Annotated in this window: 17 protein-coding genes; 11 read left to right on the forward strand and 6 right to left on the reverse strand. The window is 73.6% G+C overall.

What is annotated here, in order from left to right:
- Positions 1-4: 4 nt before the first annotated feature.
- Complete coding sequence (locus SM793_RS11220) at positions 5-1,282, reverse strand: MFS transporter (RefSeq protein WP_320437957.1); 1,278 nt, start codon at positions 1,280-1,282, stop codon at positions 5-7.
- Between the two features lie 171 nt (positions 1,283-1,453).
- Between SM793_RS11220 and SM793_RS11225 the strand changes: the two genes are divergently transcribed.
- On the forward strand, positions 1,454-2,419 hold the full coding sequence (locus SM793_RS11225) for a LysR family transcriptional regulator (RefSeq protein ID WP_320437958.1): 966 nt from the start codon (positions 1,454-1,456) through the stop codon (positions 2,417-2,419).
- A gap of 296 nt (positions 2,420-2,715) precedes the next feature.
- Here the strand turns inward: SM793_RS11225 and SM793_RS11230 are convergent, their stop codons facing one another.
- Positions 2,716-3,342 carry a YceI family protein gene (locus SM793_RS11230; protein ID WP_320437959.1) on the reverse strand — a complete coding sequence of 209 codons (627 nt, stop codon included), beginning with the start codon at positions 3,340-3,342 and terminating at the stop codon, positions 2,716-2,718.
- Positions 3,343-3,531: 189 nt separating this feature from the next.
- On the opposite strand from SM793_RS11230, the gene SM793_RS11235 reads away from it, so the two are divergent.
- The 4 genes from SM793_RS11235 (at position 3,532) to SM793_RS11250 (ending at position 7,227) form a co-directional block, all read left to right on the forward strand.
- Positions 3,532-4,683, forward strand: coding sequence for a MerR family transcriptional regulator (locus SM793_RS11235; protein ID WP_320437960.1), 1,152 nt, complete (start codon positions 3,532-3,534; stop codon positions 4,681-4,683).
- 1,012 nt (positions 4,684-5,695) lie between these two features.
- Positions 5,696-6,181 (forward strand): helix-turn-helix transcriptional regulator, encoded by a 486-nt coding sequence (locus SM793_RS11240; protein WP_320437961.1) that lies wholly within the window; start codon positions 5,696-5,698, stop codon positions 6,179-6,181.
- 20 nt (positions 6,182-6,201) lie between these two features.
- On the forward strand, positions 6,202-6,735 hold the full coding sequence (locus tag SM793_RS11245) for a hypothetical protein (RefSeq protein ID WP_320437962.1): 534 nt from the start codon (positions 6,202-6,204) through the stop codon (positions 6,733-6,735).
- 138 nt (positions 6,736-6,873) lie between these two features.
- The gene (locus SM793_RS11250) at positions 6,874-7,227 is read left to right on the forward strand and encodes a DUF2516 family protein (protein WP_320437963.1); all 354 of its coding nucleotides are present in this window, start codon (positions 6,874-6,876) and stop codon (positions 7,225-7,227) included.
- Positions 7,228-7,352: 125 nt separating this feature from the next.
- On the opposite strand, the gene SM793_RS11255 is transcribed toward SM793_RS11250, so the two are convergent.
- A complete protein-coding gene (locus SM793_RS11255; protein ID WP_320437964.1) occupies positions 7,353-8,816 on the reverse strand; it encodes a PP2C family protein-serine/threonine phosphatase in 1,464 nt (487 codons plus the stop codon).
- A gap of 238 nt (positions 8,817-9,054) precedes the next feature.
- Here SM793_RS11255 and SM793_RS11260 point away from each other — a divergent pair, with 238 nt between their 5' ends.
- Entirely contained in the window at positions 9,055-9,606 is a 552-nt protein-coding gene (locus SM793_RS11260) for an O-acetyl-ADP-ribose deacetylase (protein WP_320438027.1), read from the forward strand.
- A gap of 238 nt (positions 9,607-9,844) precedes the next feature.
- Here the strand turns inward: SM793_RS11260 and SM793_RS11265 are convergent, their stop codons facing one another.
- Positions 9,845-10,678: a class I SAM-dependent methyltransferase gene (locus SM793_RS11265; RefSeq protein WP_320437965.1), complete on the reverse strand. Its 834-nt coding sequence runs from the start codon at positions 10,676-10,678 to the stop codon at positions 9,845-9,847.
- Between the two features lie 407 nt (positions 10,679-11,085).
- Between SM793_RS11265 and mshA the strand changes: the two genes are divergently transcribed.
- Positions 11,086-12,477, forward strand: coding sequence for a D-inositol-3-phosphate glycosyltransferase (gene mshA, locus SM793_RS11270; protein WP_413815926.1), 1,392 nt, complete (start codon positions 11,086-11,088; stop codon positions 12,475-12,477).
- Between the two features lie 133 nt (positions 12,478-12,610).
- On the forward strand, positions 12,611-13,177 hold the full coding sequence (locus SM793_RS11275; protein ID WP_320437967.1) for a YbjN domain-containing protein: 567 nt from the start codon (positions 12,611-12,613) through the stop codon (positions 13,175-13,177).
- A 28-nt stretch (positions 13,178-13,205) separates the two neighbouring features.
- Here SM793_RS11275 and SM793_RS11280 read toward each other — a convergent pair whose 3' ends face one another.
- Complete coding sequence (locus SM793_RS11280; RefSeq protein ID WP_320437968.1) at positions 13,206-14,471, reverse strand: MFS transporter; 1,266 nt, start codon at positions 14,469-14,471, stop codon at positions 13,206-13,208.
- 196 nt (positions 14,472-14,667) lie between these two features.
- On the opposite strand from SM793_RS11280, the gene SM793_RS11285 reads away from it, so the two are divergent.
- Together SM793_RS11285 and SM793_RS11290 are read left to right on the forward strand one after the other, a co-directional pair.
- Positions 14,668-15,426, forward strand: a complete 759-nt coding sequence (locus tag SM793_RS11285; RefSeq protein WP_320437969.1) for a phosphoglyceromutase — start codon at positions 14,668-14,670, stop codon at positions 15,424-15,426.
- Between the two features lie 234 nt (positions 15,427-15,660).
- Positions 15,661-16,248, forward strand: coding sequence for a lytic polysaccharide monooxygenase auxiliary activity family 9 protein (locus SM793_RS11290; RefSeq protein ID WP_320437970.1), 588 nt, complete (start codon positions 15,661-15,663; stop codon positions 16,246-16,248).
- Positions 16,249-16,759: 511 nt separating this feature from the next.
- On the opposite strand, the gene phoU is transcribed toward SM793_RS11290, so the two are convergent.
- Positions 16,760-17,443: a phosphate signaling complex protein PhoU gene (phoU, locus tag SM793_RS11295; RefSeq protein ID WP_320437971.1), complete on the reverse strand. Its 684-nt coding sequence runs from the start codon at positions 17,441-17,443 to the stop codon at positions 16,760-16,762.
- A gap of 307 nt (positions 17,444-17,750) precedes the next feature.
- Here phoU and SM793_RS11300 point away from each other — a divergent pair, with 307 nt between their 5' ends.
- The gene (locus SM793_RS11300) at positions 17,751-19,022 is read left to right on the forward strand and encodes a sensor histidine kinase (RefSeq protein WP_320437972.1); all 1,272 of its coding nucleotides are present in this window, start codon (positions 17,751-17,753) and stop codon (positions 19,020-19,022) included.
- Position 19,023 lies beyond the last annotated feature (1 nt).

A 19,023-nucleotide genomic window follows, 5' to 3' on the forward strand; every position in this document is an offset into this window, starting at 1 on the left:
AAAGCTAGCGCGTGGCACTGACAGTGGGTTCGGAAGCCGTCCGACCCGGAGGCCGGGGGCCGACGCCCAGGTGACGGCGGCCCGCGAGGGCGATCAGCAGGGCGAGTGCCGCCGCCCCCGCCGGGATCCAGTAGCCCGCGCCGGGGCCGGCGTGTTCGGCGAGCGTGCCGGCCAGTGCCGAGCCGGTCGATATGCCGATCATGATCCCGGACACCGCGATCGCCATCGCCTCGTTCAACTTCCTTTGCGGCAGCAGCTCCTGGATCAGCGTCATGCCGGTGACCATGGTCGGCGCGGTGCCCGTGCCGGCCGCGAACAGGGCCACCCCGAGCAGTGCGAGCCCCGCGCCGCCCAGCCCGGCGGCGAGCGGCAGGAGCAGGAGCCCCGCCATCGCCGCCACGCCCCGCAGGAAACGGGCACCCGCGGGGCCGGTCGGCCGCAGGGTGCCGAACACCAGCCCCGCCACGCAGGAGCCGGCCGCCACCAGGGCCAGCAGCCCGCCCGCGACCGGCCGGTTCCCGAGCGCGTCCGCGTACGCGACGGTGGTCAGGTCGAGCGCGCCGAAGACCATGCCGGTGCTGAGGAAGGTCAGGGTGAGCACCCGGAGCGCCGGCACCCGCAGCGGCGAGCGGTCCGCGACGACGGTGGCGGTGGCGGTGGCGGTGGCGGTGACGGCGGGGCGGTCAGCCGTCGGCGGCTCGGTCCGCCGCTGGGCCGAGAAGAGCAGCGCGCCGCCCGCGCCGGCCCCGCCGGCGGCGAGCATCCCGGCCTCCGGGGCGATCGTCGTGCACAGGACCATGCCGAGCACCGGTCCGGTCATGAAGCAGAGCTCGTCCAGGGCCTGTTCGAGGGAGTTGGCGAGGTGCCGGTCGTCCGGTGCGTCCCGGAGCAGGTGCGCCCAGCGGGCCCGCGCCATGCCGCCGAGGTTCGGCACCGCCGACCCGGCCGCCCAGCAGAGGTAGAGCGTCCAGTCGGGCGCACCGAGGCGGACGCAGAGCAGCAGCCCGCACAGCGGCACCAGGTTGTACAGCACCGCCGGGACGGTGACCCTGGCCTGCCCGAACCGGTCGACGAGCCGGCCGATCAGCGGCATGCCGATCGCCACGGCGACCAGCCCGGCCGCGGCGACGGTGCCCGCGAGCGCGTAGGAGCCGCGCCGTTCGGCGATCAGCACCACCAGGGAGACGCCGGTCATCGACATCGAGAGGCGGCCGAGCAGTCCGGCCAGGGTGAAGGCGACGGTGCCGGGCCGGGTGAACAGACGTCGGTACGGGGCGAACACGGGACTCCGCGGGGAGGAGGGGAAGGGAAGGGCTCCAGCCTCGGGCCGCCGGTCGTTCGCGGTCCAACACCTGTTCCGCCGCATTGACAACAAAGTGCTGTTCATCCGGGCCGGGTGCTCTCCGTACGGCACCGCCCGGCCCGGTCGGCCGCGCGTTGCTAGCCTGCCGCCATGCCCCACGACCTGCACCCCCGCCTGCTGCGCGGCTTCGTCGCGACCGCCGAGACGCTGCACTTCGGCCGCGCCGCGGAGCGGCTGCACGTGGCCCAGCAGGCACTCAGCCGGGATGTCCGGACGCTGGAACGGCTGCTCGGCGACACGCTGTTCCTCCGCACCACGCGCAGCGTCGAACTCACCACCGCCGGGCACGGGTTGCTGCCCAAGGCCCGCCGACTGCTGGCCCTGCACGACGAGATCCTGGCCGGGGTCGCGCACCGGCCGCTGCTGCTCGACCTCAACAGCGACGTCACCGGCCCGGACCTCACCAGTGACCGGCTGCTCCAACGGGCCCGCGCCGCCTGGCCGGAGGGCGAACTGCTGGCCCGTTTCCACGGCGGTCTGGCGGCCGCGGCCACCGAACTGCTCGCCCATCGGCTGGACGTGTCGTTCGGCCGCTACGCCGGACTGCCCGCCCGGGTGCGGGACCGACTCGCCCAGCGGCCGGTCAGGTTGGAGGCGGTCTCGGTGATGATGGCGGCCGGCCACCCGCTGGCCGGACGGCCGGCCCTGCGGCTCGCCGACCTGGCCGGGCATCCGGTGGACATCTGCGCGGGCAATCCCGCGACCACCGAGTGGGCCGACCTCGGCCGGCGACTGCTGGACGAGCACGGTCTGGACGCGGCGCCACCGCGGGTCCCGCCGGTGGGGGTGGACGAGACGGCCCGCTACCTGGCCCGGCACGGCGACCCGATGCTGACCACCGTCGGCGGTCCGTTGCTGCCGGGTGCGGTGAACGTGCCGCTGGTCGAGCCGGTCCCGCTCAGTCTGGTGAGCCTGGTGCACCGTCCGGACCTGCGGCATCCCGGGCTGACGGCGCTGCTGGCGGCGGCGGCCGACCTCGGCGCGCGCGAGACCTGGTTGCGCCGCCCGGCGGGCAGTTGGCTGCCGGCGCCGGACGCCGCGCTGCTGGCGGTCTAGCCGGGGTCCGTCCTGCCGAGCGGACCCACCGGATCACGGTTCACCGGATATCAGCGGATATCAGCGGATCAGGAGCCGCCGGACCAGGAATCACCGCGCCAGGATTCACCGCGCCAGGATTCACCGGATCAGGAATCACCGCGCCCCGACGGGTTGTTGGGGCGGGATACGACTCCGCCCCTGCCGCTCGGGGGTCGGCAGGGGCGGAGTCGGACGCGGGCGGGCGGTCGGCCGGGGGCCGACGCGCGCCCGCGCGATCGAGGGGGCCGCAGGGCCCGCGATCGAGGTCGGCCGGGTCAGGCCGCCTTCACGGCGGAGATGTCGAAGGTGAGCTTGACCTTCTCGCCGATCAGCACGCCGCCGGTCTCCAGTGCGGCGTTGTAGGTCAGGCCCCAGTCGGTGCGGTCCAGGACGGCCTTGCCCTCGAAGCCGACCCGGTCGGCACCGTAGGCGTCGACGGCGTGGCCGGTGAAGTCGAGGTCCAGGGTGATCGGGCGGGTGACGTCCTTGATGGTCAGCTCGCCGCTCATCCGGTAGGACTCGTCGCCCAGGCGCTCGGCGGCGGTGCTGCGGAAGCGCATCTCCGGGAAGCTCTCGGCGGCGAAGAAGTCGCCGGTGCGCAGGTGCTCGTCACGCTGGGCCTGGTTGGTGTCGATGCTCGCGACCTTGATCACCAGATCGGCGCGGGAGTCGGTCGGGGTGGTGCCGTCGAGGTGCAGCTTGCCCTCGTACTCGGTGAAGCGGCCCTTGACGTTGGTGACCATCGCGTGGCGGACGGCGAAGCCGATCTCGCTGTGGGTGGTGTCGATGGTCCAGTCGCCGGTCAGGTGGCCGAGCCCGAGGTCCTGGCCGGCCGGGTTCTCGGCGACGGCGACGGCGGTGGTCGCGGTGTCGGTGGTCTTGGTGCGGTTGAACAGGCCCATGGCTCCTCCTCGGGTTCGAAGCCATTTGTTTAGGCTTCAACTTGATGTCTCTACTGTAGACCCAGCTCGTTCAAAGTTCAACCACTAATCACGGGAATCCAGCCCGGCGTGTTGGCCGGCGGTATCGTCGGAGCCGGTCCGGCCGCCCCGCTTGACCCTCGACCCGGTCGAGGCCCCAGAGTCCCCGGCATGGAGAGCGACCTGCGCAGCATCGGCGAACTGGCCCGTGACAGCGGTCTGAGCGTCAGCGCCCTGCGTTTCTACGACGGCGCCGAGGTGCTCGCCCCCGCCCGCGTCGACCCGCGCACCGGCTACCGCTGGTACGCCCCCGGGCAGCTCGCCGACGCCCGCCTGCTCGCCAGGCTGCGCCGGGTGGGCCTGCCGCTGGCCGGCATCCGGGCCGTGCTCGGCGCGGCGCCCGGCAGCGGTGCCGCCCAGCGACTGATGGACGAGCACCTGCGCCGGCTGGAGGACGGCCTCGCCGACGCACGCCGCGAACTCTCCCTGATCCGCCGGTTGATCGACCAGAGGGAGAGCCCCATGACCACGACCCCCGCCGAGCACCGCTTCACCGTCCCCGCCCGCGAGCTGGCCGAAGCCCTGGACGCGGTCCGCTTCGCCGTCGGCGGCGACCCCGAGCTGCCGGTGCTGTCCGGCGTGCTGTTCGACCTCGACGGCGGCCTGCTGCGGCTGGTCGCCACCGACCGCTACCGGATCGCCCTCGCCGAGGTGCCGGTGGTGCCCGAGGGGCCCGAGGTGCCCGAGGAGTCCGCCGCGTCCGTGGCAGCCGCAGTACCTGCCGCGCCTTCCGCGTCGGCCGTCGTGCCGGTCGCGCTGGCCGACGCCGTCCGCGCGCTGCTCGGCTCCGCCCCGAACGCGGTGGAGCTGGCGTTCGGCGCCGGAACGGTGCACATCACGGTGGGCGACCACCGGATCGAGGGCGCCGCACTCGACCACGACTACCCCGACTACCGGGCCCTCGTCCGGCTGGAGCCGGTCCACCGGATCGGCCTGCCCACCGCCGAGCTGCGCGCGGCCCTCGTGTCCGCCGCGACCAGCAGCCTGCCGTCCGGACCGCACGGCGCGGCCTGCGAGGTCACCCTGCTGACCGTCGACGGAGAGGGCCGGTTCGCCGTCACCGCCCCGGGTGCCGGGGCCGACGGGGCCGCCGGCGCCCTCCGGGTGGCGGTCAACCGCGACTTCCTCCTCGAGGCCCTCCCGGCCGACGCCCCGGGGCAGCTGCTCCTCGAACTCGGTGGCCCGATCGCCCCCCTCGCCGTCCGCACCGCCGACCGCCCCGGCACCTTCTCCGTCCTGATGCCGGTCCGCCTCCCCGCCTGACCCGGCTGTCCGATCTCAGTGAGGCTGGGCCATGACGGTGCTGCGACCAGCAATGGTTTGGATCGAGTGAGACAGGTGGTCCTGGCCTGTCTCACTCAACCTGTAGCTTCCTGCCCTCCGTGTCCGCCCCTGTGGCGGGACGCGGAGGACAGGAAGGGGCCGAAATCCCGTCGCAGCGGCTCCGGATCCTCCGGGATGCTTGGCTCATGCGCGTGAACTTCGACGGGATTACTCCAGTGCCGCGGATGCTGCTGCTCAGCGAGTTCGTGCTCCACTCTGACTTCCATGTCGGACTCGACAAGCCGGTGTTCGTCGCAGCGGGGGACCGGGTCTCATGCGAGGACGACGACGTCGTGGTGACTCGCCCGAGTGGTGAGCGACGCAGGCACCCGGCCAGCAACAGGTACTGGATCTGCCGCTGGTAGGTCCAGGTGTAGAGACCGCCGTTCCCCCAGCCGGGAGTCGCGGCGGTGCACGCGCTCAGGGGAGGTTATCGCTGACGATCCTGCAGTGCTGACGGTCCGTCGACCAGATGATCTCGAACTCATTGGCCGACAACCACTGTGGGTCGTGCCCTTCCCACTCAGAGATGGGCGGTCCTGCAGTGAGACCGTGGGCGCTTTCGTACTCGGCCGACCGGCCGTCTCCTTGGGCTTCCTGCCGGTCGACCAGCGAGGCGGCGGCCAAGGCCTTGCCTCCGGGCTCCTGCACCTCGACTTGCCGGATCGCGTGCCCATCGGTCTCCAGCTCGAAGTAGAACGAGACGACTTCCTCGTCCCAGAAGCAGCGAAGCCAGCGTGTCCCTGGTTCAGGGTGCGGGCGCGAGCTCCAGCTCAGGAAGACCGAGACAGATCAGAAGCTGGCCGAGGTCGACTGAGACACGCGGTCACGGTGCAGAACGGCCGAGACTTGTTCACCTTCATGGAGGCCGGACAGCCCCGTCCCGGGCCGGCCGTTTGCTGGTGCTAGCAATGTGCTTGCAATTGCAAGCGCGGTGGGGCAGGGTGTTCGCATGGCCTCACTGAACGTCGGCCCGCTGGGCGAGTACATCCGCGAGCAGCGGCGCAATGCGCAGTACTCGCTGCGGCAGCTGGCGGAGGCCGCCGGCGTGTCCAACCCCTACCTCAGCCAGATCGAGCGAGGGTTGCGCAAGCCGAGCGCGGAGATCCTGCAGCAGATCGCCAAGGCGCTGCGGATCTCGGCGGAGACGCTCTACGTCCAGGCCGGAATCCTGGAGGAACGGCGGGGTGAGGGCCTGGAGCTGCGGGCCTCGATCCTGGCCGATCCGCTGATCAACGAGCGGCAGAAGCAGGCGCTGCTCGCGGTCTACGACGCCTTCCTCAAGGAGAACGCCGCCGGGCGGCCGTCCGGCGCCGGCCCGGCGAGGGCAGCGGCGGCGGACCCGGCGACGAAAGCGGACGGAGCCGCGGACGGAGTCGAAGGTCCGGCCGGGGGCGTGGGCGTGAGTACGGACGAGCACCGGGGCAAGGCACCCTAAACACCACGGGAGGACCGGCCATGCCGATCACGGACGACATCAAGAAGACCCTGACCGACCCGACCCCGCTCTACGCCCTCGCCGGCGCCGGGGACCTCGCCTACGAGAAGCTGCGCGAGGTGCCGGGCCGGGTGGAGGCACTCGCGGCCGACCGCAAGGGCACCCAGGAGAAGGCCACCGCCGCGCTGGCCGAGGCCCAGGCCCGGCTGGTCGACGCGCAGGCCAAGGTCAGCGGCTCGGTGACCGCCCTGCCGACCGACCTGAAGGCACTGCAGGAGAAGGCGCAGACCTTCGCCCTCCAGCAGGTCGGCCGCGCCGTCGAGCTGGCGGTCAAGGCCAAGGAGACCTACGACGAGCTGGCCGAGCGCGGCAAGGTCGCGGTGGACCGGGGCCGTGGCGCCGACGCCGAGGTCGTCGCCGGTGCGGGCGAGGCGGTCGCCGAGCGGGTGGACGCGGAGTCCGCCGAGGCGGGCGAGCTGGTCGAGGGCGAGCTGGTCGAGGACGAAGCGCCCGTCGCCCCGAAGCGCGGCCGGTCCCGCAAGAGCGCGGAGTAGCTCCTCCCGGGCCGGGCCGGAGGTCCGGCACCCCGGGGCACGTCGGGTGCCGCCGGGCCGTTCGACCCCGTGGTGGACCCCGCGCCGTGCCAGGATGGGCGGGCAGGTGTGCCGCAGCGAGACGCAGAGGAGGCCGTGATGGGCGGAGTGGCCCAGATTCTGATCCTGGACTACTTGAACCCGTTCTGGTGGCTGGCCGTCGCCATCCTGGGCTACAAGCTGTTCGCGCTGGTCGACGCGGCCACCCGTCCGGAGGACGGGTACCGGGCGGCCGACAAGAAGACCAAGGGCTTCTGGCTGGCGATCCTCGGTATCGCGTTCGGTCTGGACCTGCTCTTCGGCGCCAACTTCATGACCAGCTTCCTCACCCTGGGGGGTCTGGTCGCCGCGATCGTCTACGTGGTCGACGTCCGCCCGGCGATCCGCGCGCTCACCGACCGGGGCGGCGGCCGGGGCGACCAGCGCAACATGGGGCCGTACGGGCCCTGGTAGCCGTAGCAGGCCCTGGCGACGGGGCCTGACAGCGCCCTCACGGCAGAGAACGGCCGAGCCCCGGTCCGTCCGGCGGGTCCACCCGCCCGGACAGCCGGGGCTCCGTGCTGCCCGCCTCCCGGCCGTCAGCCCAGGATCAGCTGCGCCGGGTTGCGCTCCAGCAGCAGCACCGCGACATCGTCCGTCAGGGCGCCGCCGTTCAGCTCCTCGACCTCGGCGATCGCGCTGTCGACCAGCCGCCCCCGGGTGAGCCCGGCGGACTGGTGGTCGCCGATCAGCTCGGCCAGGCCGTCCTGGCCGAGCCGGCGCGAACCGGCGCCGATCCGGCCCTCGATCAGTCCGTCCGTGTAGAGCAGCAGCCGCCAGCCGAGGGGCAGCTCCAAGGTGTGCGCCGGCCAGACGGCCTGGCCGTCGTCGCAGGGGAGCAGTCCGAGGGCGGGGCCGGCGTGCTCGGCGGGGAGGCCGATCGGGGTGTGGCCCTCGCCGAGCAGCAGCGGCGGGGGATGCCCGGCGAGGTAGAGCCGGGCCCGTTCGACGGCCCCGGGGGCGCTGGCGTCGGCCGGCTCGATGACCAGCATGCAGAGCGTCGCGAAGATCTCGTCGCTGCGCCGTTCGTGCTCCAGGACGTGCTGGAGGGTGGTCAGCAGGGTCTCGCCGGTGAGGCCGGCGAAGACCAGGGTGCGCCACGCTATCCGGAGCGCCACCCCGAGCGCGGCCTCGTCCGGTCCGTGGCCGCAGACGTCCCCGATCACCACGTGGACGGTGCCGTCGTCGGTGCGGACCGCGTCGTAGAAGTCGCCGCCGAGCAGGGCGCGGCGGCGGCCGGGCCGGTAGCGGCGGGTGAAGGAGAGGTTCGCGCCGTCGAGCAGCGGGGTGGGGAGCAGATGGCGCTGGAGGCGGGCGTTCTCCTGGCCGCGCAGCTCGGCCTCGACGAGCCGGCGCTGCGACTCGTCGGCGCGCTTGCGTTCGACGGCGTACCGCAGGGCGCGGGCGAGCAGCGGGCCGTCGGTCTCGTGCTTGATCAGGAAGTCCTGGGCGCCGGCGGCCACGGCGGCCGCTCCGAGTTGGGCGCCGGCGGCGTCGGTGAGCACCACGACGGCGGTGTGCGGTGCCCGGCGGAGTAGCTCGTGCAGCCCTTCCAGACCGTCGGACGGATCGGAGGGGTGGGGCAGGTCGGCGGGCGCGGCGAGGTCGAGCAGGACGCAGCTGAAGTCGCCGCCGCGGCCGGAATCGCCGCCGCGCGACCGGCTGCGCCGGGAGCCGGACGAGGTGGGGGCGAGCAGCCCGAAGGCCTGGTCGAGGCCGCGGGTCCAGTGGATCTCGATCGGGGCGCCGCTGTCGGCGACCGCGGCCTTGAGCAGCCGGGCGTCGGTGGCGTCGTCCTCGATGACCAGCAGTTTGAGCGGGGCGCTGGCGGGGGTGGTGGTCGAGGCCGGTCCGGCGGTGGCCTTCGACCGGGGACGGGGTATCGGCGCGGTGGCCTTGGCGGCGCGGTCCGACCGGTCCTGGGCGTGCCCGGGCCGGGCACCGCCCGGGGCGCCCGGCGAGCCCGGGGCACCAGGTGCCCGCCCGTCTCCCGTTGCGGGCATCGACTGATCCTCCCTTTCCCCGAGTGCGTAACGGCCGAGGTCCGTCCGCGGTGCCCGCTCGGCACCCTGCGTCGGGGAACTTCTCGCGACCATAACGTGATCTCCGGGTATTTCTCTGGCCGGCCGGCGCCGTTGTGGTTCGTGCCAAGCCGGTGGCAGTGTGACGGACGGGGCGGGGAAGCGAGCGGTGGCCCGTGGGGCGGGCGCTGGACGGGGCGGGAAGAAGGGTTGTGACATGGTGACGCGCATCACCCTGGTCGAGGGTGACATCACGGCGCAGCAGGTGGACGTGGTGGTGAACGCCGCGAATTCCTCACTGTTGGGCGGCGGTGGGGTGGACGGTGCGATCCACCGCCGGGGCGGACCTCGGATCCTGGCGGAGTGCCGCGAGCTACGGGCCTCACGGTACGGGCGGGGGCTGGCCACCGGGCAGGCGGTGGCGACCACGGCCGGTGACCTCCCGGCCCGCTGGGTGGTGCACACCGTGGGGCCGGTCCATCTGGCGGACGAGTACGAGGAGCGGGCGGAGCTGCTGGCCTCCTGCTACCGCGAGTCGCTCCGGGTGGCGGCGGAGCTGGGCGCGCGCACGGTGGCCTTCCCGGCGGTGTCGGCCGGGATCTTCGGGTGGCCGCCGGCGGATGCGGCCAGGATCGCGCTCGGGACCGTCGCGGCGGTGGTGGCGGAGCGCGAGGACGGGCCGGAGGAGGTGCGGTTCGTGCTGTTCGGGGCGGAGATGTACGAAATCTTCGCCGGCGTCGGACGGGAGCTGGGACTGACGGGGCAGGAGTGAGGTGCTGACCGGGTGCTCCCATGGTGGCGTGACGGGGCGTCAACACGCCAGAGATATTCGATAACTCGTTCGAGTGAATCCGTGGACTCGCTCGTGATCGCTCGGTGAGCTGCCCGCTCGGTGAGCTGCCCGTGCGATGACCTGCCCGCTCGGTGAGCTGCGCGTCCGGGGCCGCGTCCGGGGCTGAGGCTGGTGGATGCCCGGCGTCGCCCTGCGGCGGGAACCGCCCGCCCGCCCCCTAAGGAGCCAGGGCCGTCCAGGGCAGGGTGGCCTCCCCCTGCCGCCACCGGCCGCGCGCGTCCACCAGCGGCCAGGCCCCGGCCAGCGCGGTGCACGCGGCCACCCAGCGCTGCCGGGCGCCGAACGCCCCGTAGGGCGCGGCCGCGGCCCAGGCGCGGTCGAAGTCGCGGAGGAACGCGTGCACCGGCCGGCCCGGCACGTTGTGGTGGATCAGCGCCTTCGGCAGGCGTTCGGCCAGGTCGGACGGCCGGTCGAGGCCGCCCAGCCGGGCCGCGAAGGTGACCGTCCTGGGCCCCTCCGGGCCGAGTGCCACCCAGACGTGTCGGCGGCCGATCTCGTCGCAGGTGCCCTCGACCAGCAGCCCGTCCGGGGACAGCCGGGCGCACAGCCGCTCCCAGACCGAGGCCACCTGGGACTCGTCGTACTGGCGCAGCACATTGGCGGCCCGGATCAGCTGGGCGGACCCGCCGCCGTCCAGCGGGACCTCGAAGCCGCCGCGCCGGAAGGTCAGCAGCGGCGGCACCGCGTACCGCAGCGCCGCGGCGACCCGGGCCGGCTCGATCTCGATCCCGACCACCCGGACGTCCGGCCGCACCGTCCGCAGCCGCCCGGACAGCTCGACCGCCGTCCACGGGGCGGCGCCGTACCCGAGGTCGACGGCGGTCGGCGGGCGGTCGGCGGACCGCAGCGCGGGCCCGAGCGTGTGGGCGATCCAGCGGTCCATCCGCCGCAGCCGGTTGGTGTTGGTGGTGCCCCGGGTCACGGTGCCCACCGGCCGCCGGGCCGGTCCGCGGGCGGGCGCGGTCGCGGAATCGAAGGAGGAGGCGGCCATGTCCCTCAGGGTACGGGCCCGGCCACAGCCGGACGGCGGGCCGGTACGGAGGCGGGTCGGCGGAGCCCCGGGGCGGGCCCGCGGGCGTCGCGCGACGAAGTCCGGACCGGGCCCGGGCCGGGTTCGCACGGGTTCGCACGGGTTCGCACGGGTACGCACCGGGCCCACGGGCACCGGCCCCCGGCCACGTGGGCCATCTCATGCGGCGACCCGGGAATGCCGGTCGCCGATCGCGTGGTTGGGAGACTGTTGGTGATGTGTGCCCGGACGGGGCGGCAGGCCGACGCGTGCCCCGGCGAGCGTCCGGCCGGGTGGCGCGGGCGGCGGCGCACACGCCGAACAGCAGCAAGCAGGCAGCAGGCAAGGGCTGCGAGGCGGGCAGCACACGAGGAGGCTTCAGCCAGGTGATCCAGCACCCCGTCCGTTCGGTACGCCGTGCCCAGCCGGCCACGCCCGCGCGCGGCCGGCTCCAGTCGCTCGTCCAGGCCGGCCGGCGCCGCCCGCGCCGGATAGCCATGCTCAGCGTCCACACCTCCCCGCTGCACCAGCCGGGCACGGGCGACGCGGGCGGCATGAACGTCTACATCGTGGAGCTGGCCAAGCGCCTGGCCGCGCTCAACATCGAGGTCGAGGTCTTCACCCGGTCGATCTGCTCGGACGACGAGCCCACCGTGGAGCTGGCCCCGGGCGTGCTGGTGCGGCACGTCACGGCCGGTCCGTACGAGGGCCTGGTGAAGGAGGACCTGCCGGCCCAGCTGTGCGCCTTCACCCACGGGGTGCTGCGCACCGAGGCCGGCCACCGGCCCGGGCACTACGACCTGGTCCACTCGCACTACTGGCTCTCCGGCCAGGTCGGCTGGCTGGCCGCGCAGCGCTGGGGCGTCCCGCTGGTGCACACCATGCACACCATGGCGAAGGTGAAGAACGCGGCGCTGGCCGAGGGCGACACCCCCGAGCCGGCGGCCCGGGTGATCGGCGAGACCCAGGTGGTGGAGGCGGCCGACCGGCTGATCGCCAACACCACCGAGGAGGCCGCCGAGCTGGCCCGCTTCTACGCGGCCCGCCCCGAGCAGCTGGCCGTGGTCCACCCGGGCGTCAACCTGGACGTCTTCCGCCCCGGCGGGGCGGGCGCCCCGGCGGCGGCGGAGGCCCGCCGCGCGGCCCGGGCCCGGCTGGGACTGCCCGCCGACGCGGCGGTGCTGCTCTTCGCCGGCCGGATCCAGCCGTTGAAGGCCCCGGACGTGCTGCTGCGCGCGGTCGCGGTGCTGCTGGAGCGGCGTCCGGAGCTGCGCGAGCGGCTGGTGGTGCCGGTGGTCGGCGGCCCGTCCGGCACCGGCCTGGCCCGTCCGGAGAGCCTGCACAAGCTGGCCGCCCAGCTCGGGATCGGCGACGTGGTGCGCTTCCACCCGCCGGTCGGCCAGGCGATGCTCGCCGAGTGGTACCGGGCCGCGACAGCGCTGGTGATGCCCTCGTACAGCGAGTCCTTCGGGCTGGTCGCGCTGGAGGCGCAGGCCTGTGGCACACCGGTGGTCGCGGCCGCGGTGGGCGGCCTGCCGGTCGCGGTCCGGGACGGTTCGACGGGCACCCTGGTGCACGGCCACGACCCGGCGGACTGGTCGCGGGCGCTGGAGCCCTACGTCGTCGATCCGGAGCTGGTGGCCCGGCGGGGCGCCGCGGCGGCGCGGCACGCGGCCGGGTTCGGCTGGGAGACCGCGGCCGCGACCACGGCCGAGGTGTACGCCGGGACCCTGGCCCGCCCGGCCGGCCGGCTGACCGGGGCCCGCAGGCTGCTCGCCTGAGCGTCCTGCTCGCCTGCTCGCCTGCTCGCCTGCTCGCCTGAGCGGCCGGGGGGCGCGGGGGCGCCGGGCCCGTCGCGCCCGGTCCCGACGGGCGCTGCTGCGCGCGGCCGTACCCCCGAGTAACGTCAGCTCCATGGCATTCCGCACCAAGGACGAGGCCCTGACCCTCCTGCGCACCGCCCTGGACGAGGCCGGGGTGGCCTGGGAGCCGGCCCCCGCCGACCCGTACACCCTGGTGGCGGCCCTCCCGGGCACCCGGAAGCTGAGCACCACGTGTGCGCTGCGGATCGGTGACCACACCCTCTCGGTCAACGCCTTCGTGGTCCGGCGCCCGGACGAGAACCACGAGGCCGTCTACCGCTGGCTGCTGGAGCGCAACACCCGCCTGTACGGCGTGGCGTACGCGGTCGACCGGCTCGGCGACGTCTACCTGGCGGGCCGGCTGCCGCTGGAGGCGCTGACCCCGGACACCGTGGACCGGTTGCTGGGGACGGTGCTGGAGAACGCCGACGAGCCGTTCAACACGCTGCTGGAGCTGGGCTTCGCCACCGCGATCCGGCGGGAGTGGGAGTGGCGGACCAAGCGCGGGGAGTCGACCCGCAACCTGGCGGCCTTCGCCCACCTCGCCGCGCCCGCGACGGACACCGCTGCTACGGACGCCGCTGCTACGGACGCCGCCGCGGCGCCCGCCGCCGAGTAGCAAACCGACGCCGGCCGGGCCGGAACGCTCAGCCGCCCGTCGCGGCCCGCTCCGGCGCGGCGGTCTCCGTCGGGACCACCCGCACCGTTCCCGTCCCCAGCACGTCGGACTTCGCCAGCGCCGCCCCCGGCCGTCGGCCGAGCAGCACGTACCCGCCCGCGGCGACCGTGCCGAGCACCGCGCACGCCCCCCACATCACCCCGCTGCCGGCCCGCTCCAGCAGCACCCCGCCCGCGGCCGGCCCGAGGCAGGAGGCGAGCGACCAGGAGAGCGAGTAGACGCCCTGGTAGCGCCCCCGTGCCTCGGCCGGCGACAGCTCGGCGACCAGGCCCATCATGGTCGGCGCGTTCAGGATCTCGCCGAGCGTCCAGACCACGACGGTGAGGGCGTAGAACCAGGCCGAGGAACCGGCCAGCGAGGTCAGTCCGAAGCCCCAGCCGATGAACAGTGCGCTGGCGACGAGCAGTGCGGTCCGGTCCCGGCGTTCCATCCACCGGGTGAGCGGGATCTGGAGCACCACGATCAGCAGGCCGTTGAGGCCGATCACCAAGCCGTACTGGGTGGAGGTGATGCCGGCCCGGCCCATGTCCACGGCCAGCGTGGTGGAGCCCTGCTGGGCGACCAGGGCGAGCAGCAGGTTGAGCGCCACCACCGCCATGAAGCGGCCGTCCCGGAAGACCGCGACGAGGCCGATCCTCGGCCGCGCCCTCGCGTCGTCCGCGGTCAGGGCGGGCGTGTCGGGCTTGGTCTCCGGGATGCGGACGAAGATGACCACCGCGCAGATCACCGTGGAGAGCGCGTCCAGCAGGAAGAGCGTGAGGTAGCCGTGGGTGGCGATCAGTCCGGCCGCCGCCGCGGAGAGGCCGAAGCCGATGTTGATCGCCCAGTAGTTCAGCGCGAAGGCGCGGACCCGGTGCTCGGCGGGCACGATGTCCGCGATGATCGCCGAGGTGGCGGGCCGGGTCGCGTTGTTGCAGAAGCCGACCAGGAAGGCGACCACCGCGATGGCCACCTGGCCGTCGGTGAAGCCGAGCACCGCGGTGAACAGCGCGGTCCCGAGCTGCGCGGCGACCAGCGTCGGCCGCCGTCCGATCCGGTCGCTCAGTACCCCGGCGACGAGCGAGGCGATCGCCGAGCCCAGGCCGAACAGCGAGGCGACCAGCCCCGCGTAGGAGGCCGAGTAGCCGCGCTCGGTGGTCAAGTAGAGTGCCAGGAACGTCACCACGAACGCGCCCAGCTTGTTGATCAGGGTGCTGGTCCAGAGCCACCAGAACTGCCGCGGCAGTCCGCTCATGGCTTCGACGACGCCTCTGGCCATGCGGGCTGGGACAAGAACGGGCATGTGGGGGCTCCCGGGCAGGCGGCCGACCGCCGAGCGCGCGGGCAGGACCGCTCGGCGAGTAGGTAAGTGTCACTGATACGATGCACACCTTACTCGTCAGGGGAGCCGCCCACCAGGGGTTTTAGCGGGCTCCACTAAGCTGGGCGCCATGGCTGACACGACGTACCGACTCATCCTGCTCCGCCACGGCGAGAGCGAGTGGAACCAGAAGAACCTGTTCACCGGTTGGGTCGACGTCGACCTCAACGAGAAGGGCGAGAAGGAGGCCGCGCGCGGCGGAGAGCTGCTCGCCGCCGAGGGCTACCTCCCGGACGTCCTGCACACCTCGCTGCTGCGCCGTGCCATCCGGACCTCGCAGATCGCCCTGGACAAGGCCGACCGCCACTGGATCCCGGTCAGCCGCAGCTGGCGCCTGAACGAGCGGCACTACGGCGCGCTCCAGGGCAAGGACAAGGCCCAGACCCTGGCGGAGTTCGGCGAGGAGCAGTTCCAGCTCTGGCGCCGCTCGTACGACACCCCGCCGCCGGTGCTGGCCGACGACTCCGAGTACTCGCAGGCCGGTGACGCCCGCTACGCCGGGATCCCGAGCGAGCTGCGTCCGCGCACCGAGTGCCTCCAGGACGTCGTCGAGCGGATGCTGCCGTACTGGTACGACGCCATCGTCCCGGACCTCACCGCAGGCCGGACGGTCCTGGTCACCGCCCACGGCAACAGCCTGCGCGCGCTGGTCAAGCACCTCGACGGCATCTCCGACGCCGACATCGCGGGCCTGAACATCCCGACCGGCATCCCGCTGGTCTACGAGCTGGACGCCGACTTCAGGCCGACCGTCCCCGGCGGCCGCTACCTCGACCCGGACGCTGCCGCCGCCGCGATCGAGGCGGTCAAGAACCAGGGCAAGAAGTAACCCGGAACGGCCGTCGAGGGCCCCGCTCCCGGTGTCCGGGAGTGGGGCCTTTCGCGTTCAACTTCCTGGTGGTGGCGAGGAGTTGAGCCGGTCCGCGAAAGTGGTTCAGACCATTGACGGCCCCGGTGGCGGCTCCTACCGTGTGAGCACCGACCCGGCGCAGGCATGTCGAGCCCCCCACGCGCGCGTGTCCGCGCCCGGCGCACTCTCCACCCACCCCCACGGAGGAGCACCATGCGCACACGCCATGTCGTCGGAGCCGTGATCGCCGCCCTGTCGGTGCCGGTCGCGGTCGCCCTGCCGGCCCGGTCGCACGGCTACATCAGCACCCCGCCCAGCCGGGCCGCGCTCTGCGCGGCGGGCACCGTGAAGGACTGCGGCGCGATCCAGTGGGAGCCGCAGAGCGTCGAGGGGCCGAAGGGCTTCCCGAGCAGAGGTCCGGCCGACGGCACGATCTGCGCCGGCGGCAACAGCCGGTTCGCCGAACTGGACGACCCGCGCGGCGGCGGCTGGCCGACCACGGCCGTCTCGGCGGGCCAACGGCTCACCTTCACCTGGAAGTTCACCGCCCGGCACGCCACGACCGGCTTCAAGTACTACCTGACCGGGGCGGGCTACGACGCCACCCGGAAGATCACCCGGGCCGACCTGGAGCCGACCCCGTTCCTGAACGTCCCCTACAACGGCACGCAGGTGCCCAGCACCCTCAGCCACACCGCGACCCTGCCGGGCGGTCGGACCGGGCACCAGGTGGTCGTCGCGGTCTGGGAGATCGCGGACACCGGCAACGCCTTCTACTCCTGCACCGACGTCAGGTTCTGACGCCGGTCGCTCCGGTGGACCCCGTCGGCGTCCCGGCGGTGCGGAGTCCGGGGTGCGCGGCCGTCTCCCACGGCGGCCGGGCACCCCGGAGCTCCGCGGCGGCACCGGGGACGGGTCCGGCGGAGCGGACGGGCCGGACGCCTCTCAGTGGCCGCAGCAGCCGCCGTCGACCCCGCCGCACTGGCAGGGCGCGCCGGACTGGCAGCCGCAGCCGCAGCCCGGACCGCAGCCGCACCCGGCGGCGAGGACGGGAAGCAGCCCGGGGGTGGGCGGTTCTACGGTGTCGGGAGCCGATGCCGGGCCGGTCGGGTTTGCCTTCATCGCGCGGACCCCTCCTTCTGACGGGCACGCTTCGGTGCCCACGGGATCGAGTGAAACCGCCGACCGGAGGAGGCGTCAACGGGCGCGCGGTGGTGGGGAGTCCACGCAGGTGTGCTTCCCCACCACCCTCGGTCGGGGTTTAGCCGTTCCCGGGGCCGGGCGCCGACCGCAACGGGCGTCCGCCGGAAGGTCAGTCGAGCTGGGCCGCTGCCTCGGAGGCGGCGACGAACTCGGCCACGTGCTCGCCGGTCACCAGGTACACCACGCGCTTGGCCACCGAGACGGCGTGGTCGGCGAAGCGCTCGTAGTAGCGGCCGACCAGGGTGACGTCCACCGCGGTCTCGATGCCGTGGTGCCAGCGGTCGTCGATGAGGTGCGCGAACAGCTCGCGGTGCAGCGCGTCGATCGCGTCGTCGTCCTGCTCCAGCTCCAGCGCCTTGTCGACGTCCTTGGTGGCGATCACCAGGCCGGCCTTGGCCACCAGCCGCTGGGCGAGCTGGCCCAGCTCCAGGACGGTCGAGTGCAGGTCGGCCGGGACGGCGCACTCGGGGTAGCGCAGCCGCGCGACCTTGGCGACATGGCGGGCGAGGTCACCGCAGCGCTCCAGGTCGGCGCTCATCCGCAGCGAGGTCACGACGATCCGCAGGTCCGTGGCGACCGGCTGCTGGCGGGCGAGCAGGTCGATCGCCCGGTTCTCCAGGTCGTGGTGCAGGTCGTTGACCTTGCCGTCGGCGGCGATCACGCTCTCCGCCAGCGCCAGGTCCGCGTCGAGGAGCGCGGTGGTGGCGCGCCCGAGAGCGGAGCCGACCAGCCGGGCCATCTCGACCAGGCTGTCGCCGATCGAGTCGAGTTCCTCGTGGTACGCGTCGCGCATTGTTCTCTCCTCAGTAGCTGTGTCGGTGGCGGTGCCGACCGGTCCTCGGTACGACCGTCCGAACGGCGCACCAATGACCGCTGCTGGTGGCGCGCATCGTACGCGCGCACCCGGGGTGGCGGACGGCTGTTCGGCCGGGCCACCCGTCCCACACGGGCTCCGCTGCCCACTCTGGGCCGTCCGGGCGACCGCCCACGGCCTGTCCGGTGAATCAGCAGCTACTTGAAGGTGAATTCTCGGCAACGCGCGGTCGATCCCTTGACCCGGCCCTGGGGGAGCGGCCGCATCGTGCGCTTAGGCTGGCGCTATGGACGTGAACGTGGCCGCCGCCGCTGCCTGCGCCATAGCCGGGCTCGGCGTCGGCCTCACGGCCTCGATCGCTTTCCGTTGGAGCGAACGCGAGCAGGCGAAGGGCAGGCGCGGCGGCACCAATCGGAATCAGGGCCTCGGCCCCGTGCAGGAACCCCCGCTCCCGCCGGGCGTCGACACGGTCCTCTCCGTGCTGCGCTCCTGCGCGATCGTGCTCGGCGAGGGCGACGAGGTGGTCAAGGCCAGCTCGGCGGCGTACGCGATGGGCCTGGTCCGCGGTGGCGCGGTCGCCGTGGACCAACTGCTCGCGCTGGCCAGGGGCACCCGCCGGGACGGCGAGATCCGGCAGATCGAGCTGGAGCTGCCCCGCCCGGGCGCGGCACGGGCCGCCGACCCGCTGGCGGTCTCGGTCCGGGTCGCCCCGCTGGGCTCCCGGCTGGTCCTGGTGCTGGTCGAGGACCAGACCGAGCGCCGCCGGGTGGAGGCCGTCCGCCGGGACTTCGTGGCCAATGTCAGCCACGAGCTCAAGACCCCGGTCGGCGCGCTCTCGCTGCTCTCCGAGGCGGTCGCCGACGCGGCCGACGACCCGGAGGCGGTGCAGCGCTTCGCCGGCCGGATGCAGATCGAGGCGACCAGGCTGGCCAGCCTGGTCCAGGAGATCATCGACCTCTCCCGGGTGCAGGACGACCGGCTGATGGTCGACCCGGAACCGGTCGCGGTGGACGAGCTGATCGCCGAGGCGATCGACCGCTGCCGCCAGCAGGCCGCCGCCAAGCAGATCCTGATCGCGGCCGGCGGCATCGCCGGCCTCTACCTGCACGGCAACCGGGGCCAGCTGGCCGCCGCACTCGGCAACCTGGTCGAGAACGCGGTCAACTACAGCCCGCCCCGGACCAGGGTCGCGATCGCCACCCGCAGGATCTCCAGCGCCGCCGCCCTGGGCGAGGCCGACGGCGAACTCATCGAGATCTCCGTGACCGACCAGGGCATCGGCATCTCGGAGAAGGACCGCGAGCGGGTCTTCGAACGGTTCTACCGGGTGGACCCGGCGCGCTCCCGGCAGACCGGCGGCACCGGTCTCGGTCTGTCGATCGTCAAGCACGTGGCCGCCTCCCACGGCGGCACCGTCTCGGTGTGGAGCGTCGAGGGCCAGGGCTCCACCTTCACCGTCCGCCTGCCCGCAGGGCAGGCCCCCGTGGACCGGCCCCTGGTGGGCGGGTTCCCGCAGTCCTTGTCAGAAACAACCCCACAGCTTGCCCCGGAGGCCTGAT

The organism is Kitasatospora purpeofusca (genome assembly GCF_034043715.1).
In the GTDB taxonomy this organism is placed as follows: domain Bacteria; phylum Actinomycetota; class Actinomycetes; order Streptomycetales; family Streptomycetaceae; genus Kitasatospora; species Kitasatospora purpeofusca_A.

Coding starts and splice junctions, on each gene's coding strand:
- SM793_RS11225 (WP_320437958.1), top strand. CDS start 1,454: ATGCCCCACGACCTGCACCCCCGCCTGCTGCGCGGCTTCGTCGCGACC.
- SM793_RS11230 (WP_320437959.1), bottom strand. CDS start 3,342: ATGGGCCTGTTCAACCGCACCAAGACCACCGACACCGCGACCACCGCC.
- SM793_RS11235 (WP_320437960.1), top strand. CDS start 3,532: ATGGAGAGCGACCTGCGCAGCATCGGCGAACTGGCCCGTGACAGCGGT.
- SM793_RS11240 (WP_320437961.1), top strand. CDS start 5,696: ATGGCCTCACTGAACGTCGGCCCGCTGGGCGAGTACATCCGCGAGCAG.
- SM793_RS11245 (WP_320437962.1), top strand. CDS start 6,202: ATGCCGATCACGGACGACATCAAGAAGACCCTGACCGACCCGACCCCG.
- SM793_RS11250 (WP_320437963.1), top strand. CDS start 6,874: ATGGGCGGAGTGGCCCAGATTCTGATCCTGGACTACTTGAACCCGTTC.
- SM793_RS11255 (WP_320437964.1), bottom strand. CDS start 8,816: ATGCCCGCAACGGGAGACGGGCGGGCACCTGGTGCCCCGGGCTCGCCG.
- SM793_RS11265 (WP_320437965.1), bottom strand. CDS start 10,678: ATGGCCGCCTCCTCCTTCGATTCCGCGACCGCGCCCGCCCGCGGACCG.
- SM793_RS11275 (WP_320437967.1), top strand. CDS start 12,611: ATGGCATTCCGCACCAAGGACGAGGCCCTGACCCTCCTGCGCACCGCC.
- SM793_RS11280 (WP_320437968.1), bottom strand. CDS start 14,471: ATGAGCGGACTGCCGCGGCAGTTCTGGTGGCTCTGGACCAGCACCCTG.
- SM793_RS11285 (WP_320437969.1), top strand. CDS start 14,668: ATGGCTGACACGACGTACCGACTCATCCTGCTCCGCCACGGCGAGAGC.
- SM793_RS11290 (WP_320437970.1), top strand. CDS start 15,661: ATGCGCACACGCCATGTCGTCGGAGCCGTGATCGCCGCCCTGTCGGTG.
- phoU (WP_320437971.1), bottom strand. CDS start 17,443: ATGCGCGACGCGTACCACGAGGAACTCGACTCGATCGGCGACAGCCTG.
- SM793_RS11300 (WP_320437972.1), top strand. CDS start 17,751: ATGGACGTGAACGTGGCCGCCGCCGCTGCCTGCGCCATAGCCGGGCTC.